The 10,683-nt window shown below is 59.6% G+C and carries 9 protein-coding genes and 2 pseudogenes; 9 read left to right on the plus strand and 2 right to left on the minus strand.

The genetic code is table 11. The features are described 5' to 3' along the window. Positions 1–243 precede the first annotated feature (243 nt). Together ACFQJC_RS07410 and ACFQJC_RS07415 are read left to right on the plus strand one after the other, a co-directional pair. Positions 244–1,623, plus strand: a pseudogene (locus ACFQJC_RS07410) (histidine kinase N-terminal 7TM domain-containing protein); the annotation flags it as partial. A gap of 27 nt (positions 1,624–1,650) precedes the next feature. Further along, positions 1,651–2,403, plus strand: a complete 753-nt coding sequence (locus ACFQJC_RS07415; protein ID WP_390222692.1) for a sensor histidine kinase — start codon at positions 1,651–1,653, stop codon at positions 2,401–2,403. Between the two features lie 30 nt (positions 2,404–2,433). Here ACFQJC_RS07415 and ACFQJC_RS07420 read toward each other — a convergent pair whose 3' ends face one another. Further along, positions 2,434–3,444, minus strand: coding sequence for an aldo/keto reductase (locus ACFQJC_RS07420; RefSeq protein ID WP_390222680.1), 1,011 nt, complete (start codon positions 3,442–3,444; stop codon positions 2,434–2,436). 217 nt (positions 3,445–3,661) lie between these two features. Then, positions 3,662–3,877, minus strand: coding sequence for a hypothetical protein (locus ACFQJC_RS07425; protein WP_390222681.1), 216 nt, complete (start codon positions 3,875–3,877; stop codon positions 3,662–3,664). A 279-nt stretch (positions 3,878–4,156) separates the two neighbouring features. Here ACFQJC_RS07425 and ACFQJC_RS07430 point away from each other — a divergent pair, with 279 nt between their 5' ends. From ACFQJC_RS07430 to ACFQJC_RS07460, 7 genes and pseudogenes are all read left to right on the plus strand, one after another. Continuing rightward, positions 4,157–4,795, plus strand: coding sequence for a helix-turn-helix domain-containing protein (locus ACFQJC_RS07430; protein ID WP_390222682.1), 639 nt, complete (start codon positions 4,157–4,159; stop codon positions 4,793–4,795). 238 nt (positions 4,796–5,033) lie between these two features. Continuing rightward, positions 5,034–6,269 carry an ABC transporter substrate-binding protein gene (locus ACFQJC_RS07435; RefSeq protein WP_390222693.1) on the plus strand — a complete coding sequence of 412 codons (1,236 nt, stop codon included), beginning with the start codon at positions 5,034–5,036 and terminating at the stop codon, positions 6,267–6,269. After that, positions 6,266–7,195, plus strand: coding sequence for a carbohydrate ABC transporter permease (locus ACFQJC_RS07440; protein WP_390222683.1), 930 nt, complete (start codon positions 6,266–6,268; stop codon positions 7,193–7,195). Before ACFQJC_RS07435 ends, ACFQJC_RS07440 begins: the two co-directional genes overlap by 4 nt. Before the next feature lies 1 nt (position 7,196). Continuing rightward, a complete protein-coding gene (locus ACFQJC_RS07445; protein ID WP_390222684.1) occupies positions 7,197–8,132 on the plus strand; it encodes a carbohydrate ABC transporter permease in 936 nt (311 codons plus the stop codon). Beyond that, entirely contained in the window at positions 8,132–9,274 is a 1,143-nt protein-coding gene (locus tag ACFQJC_RS07450; RefSeq protein ID WP_390222685.1) for an ABC transporter ATP-binding protein, read from the plus strand. Before ACFQJC_RS07445 ends, ACFQJC_RS07450 begins: the two co-directional genes overlap by 1 nt. Beyond that, complete coding sequence (locus ACFQJC_RS07455; RefSeq protein WP_390222686.1) at positions 9,274–10,509, plus strand: CaiB/BaiF CoA transferase family protein; 1,236 nt, start codon at positions 9,274–9,276, stop codon at positions 10,507–10,509. Before ACFQJC_RS07450 ends, ACFQJC_RS07455 begins: the two co-directional genes overlap by 1 nt. 28 nt (positions 10,510–10,537) lie before the next feature. Beyond that, positions 10,538–10,683, plus strand: a pseudogene (locus ACFQJC_RS07460) (LeuA family protein); the annotation flags it as partial.

A 10,683-nucleotide genomic window follows, 5' to 3' on the forward strand; every position in this document is an offset into this window, starting at 1 on the left:
AAACGAACATGAGTCAATAATCAAACATTAATGAATTCGCCTCGTGATACTGTTCGTTCCTCAAATTGGACAGAGAACATTCGTGATAACACGCTTTAATGAACAGTAAGAGGCGGAATTGCGTATCAAGCGAGCTACAGAGCCGGATAATAAAAGTTGTTCAAATAACATATCAGACGCACAAACTATCATAGGATTTATGATAATTTGAGGTGATAAATATCGATATCGATGTCGCCGCAGATGAACGTCTACCTGATTCCGCTGCTCTTTGCGAGTGGGGTCTCTCTCATTCAAGGGACGTTCATCTACGCTCGACGACGTGAGTTAGATTCTCCAGCGGTCGTCTCTTTCTTGGGCGTCACGGTTGCCGCCGCACTCTGGGCACTCGGGTACGCATTACAGTTGACCCAGACTACGCCCGAAGGATACCAGATTTGGGGCATCGTCGTCCTCGCGGGCGTTACGTTGATGGCGATTAGTTGGCCGCTGTTCGTCTTCCGGTACACTGGGTGGGTGCCTCAATTAGCCGGCGCGCGTGCCCTCCTGTTCGCTGTCGTTCCTGTCCTCGCCTTTCTCGGGGCACTGACCAACCACTACCACGGACTCCTCTACACGAACCCCGTATTCGATGCCTCGGGAGCGATTCCGACGTTCGGTGCCGACCCCGGACCGTTGCTGCTCGGTTCGCTCGCGTACACGTTCGTGATGGACATCGTCGCGGCCGTCGCACTACTTTAGCACGCGTGGACCGAATCGGGTGCCGACCGTCGCCAGTCGTTTTTCTTACTCCTCGCAGGTGTCATCCCGTTGGGGGTGAGCCTTCTCACGACCGGTGGGTACGTGACGTTCACGCCGGTCGATTTGACGCCCGTCTCGTTCGCGCTCACGACCGTCATGGTCGGATGGGCACTCTACAACTACCGGTTTCTCGACCTCGGCCCGGTAGGTCGAAATCGAATCATCGAGGAGATGGGCGATGCGATAGTCGTCTTGAACACCACCCAAGAGGTCGTAGACCTCAACCCTGCGGCTATCGAACTCTTCGATGTCACGAAAAGAGACTGCATCGGGACGCCGTTCGAAGACGTGTGGCCGGCAGGGAGCGCACAACTCGCGGACGCGAACGACGGAACCTCGGAGATAATCATCGAAACGACGGAGACTGCACAGTTTTTCGACGTCACCATCTCTCACATCAATGCGAACGAAGCCGAGCCGCTCGGCTGTGTGCTCCATATTTCGGACATCACCCAACGGCATACTGCCCAACGCCGATTCCAGGCACTCATCGAGAAGACGGCGAACGTCGTCGCAATCATCGACAAATCGGGTGAGATAACGTACGTCAGTCCATCGCTCACCGACGTACTGGGCTACGAACCCGAGAACGCATGCGGGCTGAACATTTTCGATACCGTCCACCCAGACGACAGAAGCAAAACCCGTGACGCGTTCGAGAGAGGCAAGCACTCGGAGCAAAGCCCAACGATAGAGTACCGTATCCAACACCAAGACGGGTCGTGGCGGTACATCGAAAGCGTCGGCGAAAACCACTTCGAAGACCCCGCGATACAAGGGATGGTCGTCTCGGTCAGAGACATCACAGAGAAGAAACTCGACCAGCAACGACTCGAAGTCCTCAACCGCGTGCTTCGTCACGACCTCAGGAACGACCTCACCGTCATCGAGGGGTACACGAGTATCGTCCGGGAAACTATCGACGACACAGACTTAGAGCAGTACCTCGACATCGTGTTGAAAAAATCGAGCGAACTCACGAACCTGAGCAACCACGCACGACAGATCGAGAAGACTATTCGGTCCGGTGAGTCGCCAGTCAGGACGGACATCTCGGCACTGGTTTCGAAGTACGTGGGTTCCGTCGCATCGACTCGGCCAGAAGTCGAACTGACGACCGAAATCCAACCGGAGACGTATGCGCTTGCCGGTCGGTTACTTCCCGTCGCGCTGGACAACCTCATGGAAAATGCGCTCAAACACTCGGACGAGGAGACGCCCGAAGTGTGTGTGACCGTCGAATCGGTGACCGAACAGAACGCTCGGTACGTCGATATTCACGTCGCAGACAACGGTCCGGGAATCCCCAAAAGCGAACGGCACGCTCTCGAAACGGGGACCGAAACTCCGCTCGAACACGCGAGCGGAATCGGACTGTGGCTCGTCCACTGGGTTGCGACACAGATGGAGGGCGAACTGCTAATCCGCGATAACGACCCGAAAGGAAGCATCGTCACGCTTCGATTACTCCACGCCGGCCGAACCAACTACGTGCAGCAAGCGGACGAACGGTCGGTGTTCCGGTTCAACAGCGACCCGAGAGAGCACAGTTCGGACTCACAGACCATGGCCGATTCGGAAGAGCACACAGAAACCACGTGAAAACGAGACGCGAGGCTGGACGTGCCGCGCTTACAGTCCAGCGTATGGGCCGGGCTTCGATTCGGTCAATCGCTCGACCTGTTCGTCGGAGAGGTCGATTGTCGCCGCCGCGAGGTTCTCTTCGAGTTGTTCGACCGTTCGCGCGCCGACGATAGGTGCCGTAACTCCATCGCGGTGCATCAACCACGCGAGGGCAGTCTGTGCCGGGGACGCATCGACTTCGTCGGCGACTTCGTCGAGCACGTCGTGGACGGCGAAGTTCTCCTCGGTCAGGTAGGACTGCTCGAATCGACTCGATTCGGCGGCCCGAGACTCCCCGGTCAGACCATCTTCGCGCGTGTATTTTCCGGTCAAAAAGCCCTGTCCGAGCGGACTCCACGGACAGACGGCGATACCGTAGGCTCGTGTCATCTCCAGATAGTCACCTTCGATTTCTCGGTTGACGAGGTTGTACCGCGGTTGTGAGACGGTGAAGGGCTCCCAGCCGTTCTCGCGTGCGATTTCGTTCGCTTTGGCGACTTTCCACGCGTTGGGTCGCATCGTCGATGCGCCGAGGTAGTGCACCTTGCCGTCTTCGACGAGACCGTTGAGCGTCTTCATCATCTCGCGCGCGGGTGTCTCGTCGTCCCAGCGGTGGATGTAGAGTACGTCCAGGTAGTCGGTGTCGAGACGGTCGAGAAGCGCGTCGATTCGGTGGCGAATATTCTTCCGGTTCGTCCCGATACTGTTCGGGTCTCCGCGTCGAATCTCCCAGTAGATTTTCGATGCGATGGTGAATCGCTCTCGGTCGCGGTCGGCGAGCCACTCACCGATCCAGCGCTCGCTGTCCCCGAGACCGTAGACGTCGGCGGTGTCGATGAATCGGCCACCTGCGGCCTCGTAGGCATCGAGCAGTTCGTGTGCGCGCTGTTCGTCGATTTCGACGTTTCCCTCCTCGGTCTTTTTGCCGAATCGCCACGTCCCGAACTGGAGTTCGCTCGTCTGTAAGCCGGTCTCTCCGAGCGGAACGAACCCTAACTCGATATCGTCGAATGTAGTCATAATCGTCTTGGAGTACGGCGATTTGGAGGAAAAGCGTTGGGGAGGCGGAGATGAACGCACGTCTTCGAAACCGCCCACGCCGACTCTCTGAACCCGGTAACGATGCACCTGTACGGCGCTCTCTATCGGTGCATTGGTACGAGAAGCAAACCGAGCGACTGGACACGGTCAGTCTCCACTCGTGAGACGGCAGCCCGAACACACGAGTTCGCGTGCCCTACGTCACGTAGAGCGTGCCACTGACCTCGTACAGATAGCCCTTCTCCAAGAGTTCTGGAAGGCAGTTAGAAACTCCGTCCGCGGACGTCAGCTCTGAGCGAGCGGCCGTCGTGGGGATGCCATCTTCGTTCCCCTCGACGACAGACTTCAGGAACTCGTAGGCTCGTTCCGCGGAAGGCGAAAGCGGTGTGTGTTTGTTCCGCGTTGGGTGCATGGCGTTCAGTACTCACTCGTTCGTACCCACCGATGATGAAACTACGTGTCGAACAGGTCGTGAACTGAGGAACGTCGCGGTGGAACGGAGAACGTCGCGGCGAAACGGAGAACGTCGCGGCGGAACGGAGAACGTCGTGGGAGGACGACGAACGTCATAGCGGGACGAACAGTTCGCGGCTACAGTTATTATCCACGAATCGCGTACAGACAGTAGCACGAGTATGCGACTGACGGACCGGCACAGAGACGATTCGACGAGGCTCAGCGAACGGTAGCGATGCTTCGAGCGACGATTCTATTGGAACTGACCGAGGACTTCATCCTCTCAGAGGTGAGCAGTCTCGCCGACGGGCCGGTCATCGTGACGAACTGTGAGGTGCTCGGCGAGCGAGACATTCGATTCGTCGTCAACGCGGGCGACAAACGCGACGAGATGGCGGCACGACTCGAAACGAGTGACGTCGTCGCGGCAGTCGAGTTCGTCGGCGACGACCAACTACTGATTACGAAGCGCTCTTCGGGAGCGCTCCCGATAATTCGAGAGAACCACGGCCGACTCCAGCGGATGAGCCAGTTTTACGGGACCTCTCGGGTATTCGACATCGTCGTCTTCCGGAGAGCGGACCTCAAGCAAATCATCGCAGAACTGCGAACCCTCGGCACGGTCGAACTCCGAAAGTTGAAACCCTTCGCTGGGCCATCGACACGCCTCTCCCCCCGACAAGCGGAGATAATCGGATTCGCGCTCGAACACGGCTACTTCGATTGGCCGCGAAGAATCACCGTCGAAGCGATCGCGGCGGAGTTCGGCCTCACCCGCCCGACGGTGTTAGAGCACCTCCGAAAGGCCGAAAAGAAACTCCTCAGCGATGCACTCGCCGACGCGACGACGCGGACGAGACCCGACCACCAGTAGAGTGAGCGGTGCGAGGCGTTGAGCCTAGTTTCCTTACATTCCTAATACGGGTCCGCATTGTGCACTATTTGTATTTAAAGAGCCAACAGGGGTAGGCACTATTCACGTGTCGCCGAGCGGAGTACATTTGTTTGCAATTACCATGACAAACGGAGACAAACAGGCGCGCGGTGTGGAGTCGAACGAGTCGAGCACGTCACGACGACGGTTTCTCACAGCCGTCGGTAGTGCGGCAGCGGTGACGACAGCAGGGTGTCTCGGAGGTGGCTCTGGCGGGTCGAACGAGCCGATTCGATACCTCTCGGACCGGGGTGACTCGAAGGAAGTGATGGACGAAATCATCGCCGAATTCGAAGAGGAGACCGACCACACGGTGGAGATGATTTACACGGCGAAAGGGACCTCCTCGGATGCCGAGATGCAGAAGATGGTGGCCGCCGGCAACCCGCCGGACCTCCTTTTCGATACCTCGACAGACGCCTACAGACTCCAGCGAGATGGGGTCCTAGCCCCGGTTACCAGCGCCGTGCAAGACAACGACCTCCCGGACCCAGTCAACGTCGGCGGCGACTCCTACTTCGCCGCGGCGATGGTCGAACCGCTGATGGCGTGGTATCGAAACGACCTCTACTCCGAGAAACCGGCGTCGTGGAGTGAATGGGTGGATGCCGCGGCCGAGATTTCGGCAGAAGGCTCGATGGAAGGCTACGTCATCCAGTCCGGCCAGACGAACAACGCCGACACCCAGATGACCCAGTACCTCTGGCAGAACGACGTAGACATCTACGGCGGCCCGTCCGACGGTATCGAAGTGATGCTCGACTCAGACGGGAACCGAGACGCCGCAATCGAGACGTTCGAGTGGGTCCAGTCGATGGCCGAGAGTTCACCCAACGGCTCCGGGTGGGGGTGGGGCGATGCAATCGGCGCGCTCCAGCAGGAGAACGCCGCGGCAATCGCCAGCGTCGGCGGCCTTCCGGTCTTGACGATTCAAGCGAATCGACCGGACCTCGTCGAAAAACTCAGTCCGATGGGCTTTCCCGTGCCGAGTGGCGGCGCACAGGACAAGTGGTGGGCCTACATGGAAGGCCACCTCGTCCGCAACGACGGGCAGAACACCGAGGGTGCACAGGCGTTCGTCGAATTCTTCAACCAATCGTCGCGGTTTTACGACTTCATCCTCTCGGCCCCGCTGTTCCAGTTCCCACCGACGCGAGAGCAACTCGATGCTCCCGAGGTGACCGAGAACGAGACCATCCAGCAGTTCCCTGCGGTCATGGACCTCGTCCGCAACAACTGGGACGCGTTCACGACGGTTCTGGCGACCGGCGAAGGCGGCGCACCCAACATCGTCGCCGCGGATGCCTACAGCGAACAACTGTTCGGCCAAGCAGCGGACCAACTCCTCGTGGGCGGATTGACACCCGAAGAGACGGTCGATTGGCTGGCCGACGAACTCCGCGGACTACAATGAATACGGCGCTCAAATCGCGGCTTTCGGCCGCGCAGAACGCGATTCGAGAGCGCGAACTCGACGGAACGACACTCCTGCTCGTCGCGTGTTTCGTCCCGATGTTCGTGTTCTTCCTCGCGGTGTGGGCGATTCCAATCGTCTACGCGCTGGGGATGAGCCTGTTCGAAGCGCCGATTCGAAACCCGACGTTCGTCGGTCTCGGCAACTACACGACGCTCCTCGGCGCGCCCGAATTCTGGGGGTTCCTCTGGAACAGCGTCGTCTACGCCGTTGCGACGACAGGTCTCAGCCTCGTCATCGGCCTCGGTCTCGCGCTCGTCATCAACCAGAAAATCCGCGGTGGCGACGCGTTGCGGACGCTGATGATTTTCCCGTATCTCCTCCCGACGCTCGTCGTGATTTTCATGTGGAAGTTCATCTTGGACCCGAACATCGGGATACTCAATCAGGCGCTCGTGGACCTCGGTCTCATCGACAAGCCGATCGCGTTCTTCTCGACACTCGACTTTGCGATGCCCGCGGTCATCGTGGCGAGCGTCTGGAAGTTTGCGAGTTTCGCGTTCTTCATCCTCCTCGCTCGGTTGCAAGCTATCGACCCCGACCTCTACGAACGGGCACGAGTCGAAGGTGCGTCCACGTGGCAGGCGTTCCGAGACATCACGTTCCCCCACCTTCGCGGGGCGATTCTCATCATCCTGCTCGTCCGCGGCATCTGGATGTTCAACAAGTTCGATATCATCTACCTCTCGACGCGCGGTGGCCCACTGAAAGCCACGACGACGCTCCCGATTCGAGTCTACCAACTCGCCTTTAGCGAGGTCAACTTCGGACTCGCAACGGCGCTCGCCGGAATCATGTTCTTCCTGTTAGCAGGTGTCGCCGTCGTCTACTTCCGGGCGTTCGCGCCCGAAAAGGAGGTGGCCTGAGATGGCGACTTCGAAATCGAACACCGGAGAGTCGAAGCCGTCTGACGGCTCGACGGCCGGTGGGTCGGCAACTGGTGGACCGACGACGAGCGGTCTCGTCTCTCACGAGACGCAAAAGCGCCTCCAGCGCGTCGCCGTCTACCTGACGGCGCTCCTCATCTCGATATTCACCATCGTCCCGGTGTACGTCATGGTAGTCATCGCCATCCAACCGCCCGCGGCGACGTTCGCCGGCGGGCGCGTGAACCTGCTGCCGACCGAACCGGCCCTCCGCAACTTCGTCGTCTTACTGACCGAGACTGACACGATTCGGTACTTCGGTAACAGCCTCGTCGTCACGCTCGGTTCGACGATTCTCTCGACGACGATAGCAGTGGCCGCGGGCTACGGCCTGACGCGGTTCGACTTCGCCGGGAAGTCCATCGCCGCGCGTGCGGTGCTGTTCTCCTACATGTTCAGCCCAATCGTGCTTGCGATTCCATTGTACGTCGTCTTCTCGACACTCGGACTGCTCAACAGTCACTTCGCGCTGACGCTCGCCCTCACCGCCATCTCCGCACCGTTCTGTATCTGGCTCATGTGGCAGTACTTCCAGACCGTCCCCATCGCCCTCGAAGAGTCCGCGTGGGTTCGCGGCGCGAGTCGCTGGCGGACGGTCAAAGACGTCGTCCTCCCCGTCGCTCGGCCCGGTTACATCTCCGCCGCAATCTTCGCGTTCGCCGTCGCGTGGAACGACTTCACGATGGCCCGCGTCGTCATGAGCCGCGACGAGATGTACACTATCAACGTGGGCGCATCGCTCTTTCTCGACCGAGTCAGCATCGGTTGGGGCGAGACGATGGCCGTCTCGTTGCTCATCGCGCTCCCGCCGTTCCTCATCGCACTGTTCCTACAACGATACCTCCTCCAGGGCTTCAGCGTTGGAGGCCTCGAATAATGGCAACTAGCATCCACATCGAATCCGTCACGAAGGAGTTTCGCACCCTCGGAAACACACACGTCGCCGTCGATGACCTCACACTCGACATCCCCGAAGGCTCGTTTACGACCTTCGTCGGGCCGTCGGGGTGTGGCAAGACGACCACCCTCCGCATGCTGGCGGGGTTAGAGACGCCCACGTCCGGGTCGATTCAGTTCGGCGAGACCGACGTGACCGACCTCCCACCGCAGGAGCGCAACGTCTCGATGGTGTTTCAATCCATCGCGCTCTATCCGCACATGTCCGTCCGCGAAAACATCGGCTACGGACTGAAGATTCACGGCGTCTCGAAGGCCGAACGCGACGAACGAATCGACGAAGCCGCCGAAGTGCTCCAAATCGAGGAACAACTCGAGAAGATGCCGGCCGAACTCTCCGGCGGCCAGCAGCAGCGTGTCGCCCTCGGCGGCGCGTTCGTCCAGGACCCGGACGTCCTCCTCTTGGACGAACCCATGTCCGACCTCGACGCGAAACTCAAATCCGACCTTCGCGTCGAAATCCAGCGCCTCCACCAAGAACTCGATACGACCGTCGTCTACGTCACCCACGACCAGACCGAGGCGATGACGATGAGCGACCGAGTCGTCTTGCTCCGGGAAGGCGAACTCGCGCAGGTAGACCCGCCGAAACAGTTGTTCGACTACCCCAACTCGGACTACGTCGCGCAGTTTATCGGCATGCCCTCGACCAACGTCATCGACTGTGCTGTCGAGACGGAAAGCGGAGTGACGACGCTCCGAGGGCCGGATATCTCCGTCCCGCTCCCTGACGATGTCCCATCAGTACCGTCGGACGTCGTCAGACTCGGGATTCGACCGCAGTACGTCGATGTGGGAGACGCGGGCGAACACGCGTTCACTCTCGACGTCGAAGTCATCGAAACGCTCGGCACGGAGTCGGTCGTTCACGGCCGTCTCGCCGACGGAACCACGTTCGACGTCGTGAGTTCGAACGTCGATGGCGTCGCTGCGGGTGAACAGTTGGCCGTCTCGTTCGACTTCGCGGACGTGTTCATCTTCGACGAAACTGGTGAGACGATTTGCTTCGGTGCCGAGCACACGAGTCAGGCCGAATCAGCCCACCCGGGGAGTAGTCGATAATGGGCGGTGTTGGCGACGACGACGCTCACACGACCACCAATGCACTCACCGATTCGAACGCGTTACCGTTGGACGGCGTGCTCGTCCTCGAACTCGGCCACATCATCGCCGGGCCGTTCTGCTCGATGCTGCTCGCCGACCTCGGCGCGGACGTCATCAAAGTCGAACATCCGAACGGCGGCGACCTGATTCGCGGGTCGTCACCCGTCGGTAACAGTTCGTTCAACTACGTCAATCGAGACAAACGGAGCCTCACGCTCAACCTCAAGTCGGATGCAGCCCTCGAAGTGTTCTTCGACCTCCTCGGGGAGGCGGACGTGCTCGTCGAGAACTACGCACCCGGAACCGCCGAGCGGTTGGGAATCGGCTACGACGACCTCAAACAGACGTATCCCGGACTCATCTACTGCTCGATAAAGGGCTTCAATCCCGGCCCGTACGAGTCGTATCCCGCACTCGACCCAATTGCAGAGGCACTCTCTGGGATGATGAGCGTCACTGGCCACGAAGACATGCCGCCCGTTCGCTCCGGAACCAGTATCGCGGATATGGCCGCCTCGTTCTACGGGGCGATTGCCGTCCTCGGTGCGCTCTTCCGACGAGTCCACACCGGAACGGGGACGAAGGTGACAGCGCCGTTGTTCGAATCCACGGTTTCGATGATGGGCTATTGGCTTGCCTATACCGAAGCGTACGACGACGTTCCCGGTCCGATGGGCGCATCACACCCCAACTGGGCACCGTACGACGTGTTCGAGACGGACGACGACGAGTGGGTGTTCATCGGTCCCTCTGGTGAACATCAGTGGCAGGCACTGTGTTCGGCACTGGATTTGAACCTTCACACTGACTCGCGTTTCGAGACGCTTACCGACCGCCGTGAGAACCTCGACGAACTCATGGCGATTCTCCGCGAAGCGTGTCGGTCGTACGCTTCGGAAACGCTCGTCGCTCGACTTCGAGAGGCTGGTGTTCCGGTTGCGAAAGTCAACTCGGTCGATGAAGTGGTCGATGATCCACACCTGCGTGCGACCGACTTCTTCACGGAGGTTTCGACCGCCGAAGGAACCGACCAACCCGTCAACGTCCCTCGGTTCCCTGTCGTCGCCAGTGAGTTCGGACGCGTCGAATCGGAGAACCCCCCAAAACTTGGTGAGCACACCGAGTCGATTCTGTCGTCATTCGGGTACGACGACGAAGATATCGAACGACTCCGAGAAGAGGGAGGAGTCTAATGTACCTCCACGCGGGTGGTGAACGCTGATGTCCGATCCAGTGCTACTCGACGTCACGTGTCGAGAGGGCGAGCAACGGCCCGGTGAGTCCTACACGACCGAGCAGAAAATCGCCGCCGTCGAGGCTCTCGATGCGCTCGGCGTGGAGTACGTTCAGGTCGGCTTTCCCATCGC

The organism is Haloferax namakaokahaiae, assembly GCF_042663225.1.
Taxonomy (GTDB): domain Archaea; phylum Halobacteriota; class Halobacteria; order Halobacteriales; family Haloferacaceae; genus Haloferax; species Haloferax namakaokahaiae.

Excerpts from the sequence above, each read along its gene's own strand:
- ACFQJC_RS07420 (WP_390222680.1), bottom strand. The coding sequence starts at position 3,444 with ATGACTACATTCGACGATATCGAGTTAGGGTTCGTTCCGCTCGGAGAG.
- ACFQJC_RS07425 (WP_390222681.1), bottom strand. The coding sequence starts at position 3,877 with ATGCACCCAACGCGGAACAAACACACACCGCTTTCGCCTTCCGCGGAA.
- ACFQJC_RS07430 (WP_390222682.1), top strand. The coding sequence starts at position 4,157 with ATGCTTCGAGCGACGATTCTATTGGAACTGACCGAGGACTTCATCCTC.
- ACFQJC_RS07440 (WP_390222683.1), top strand. The coding sequence starts at position 6,266 with ATGAATACGGCGCTCAAATCGCGGCTTTCGGCCGCGCAGAACGCGATT.
- ACFQJC_RS07445 (WP_390222684.1), top strand. The coding sequence starts at position 7,197 with ATGGCGACTTCGAAATCGAACACCGGAGAGTCGAAGCCGTCTGACGGC.
- ACFQJC_RS07450 (WP_390222685.1), top strand. The coding sequence starts at position 8,132 with ATGGCAACTAGCATCCACATCGAATCCGTCACGAAGGAGTTTCGCACC.
- ACFQJC_RS07455 (WP_390222686.1), top strand. The coding sequence starts at position 9,274 with ATGGGCGGTGTTGGCGACGACGACGCTCACACGACCACCAATGCACTC.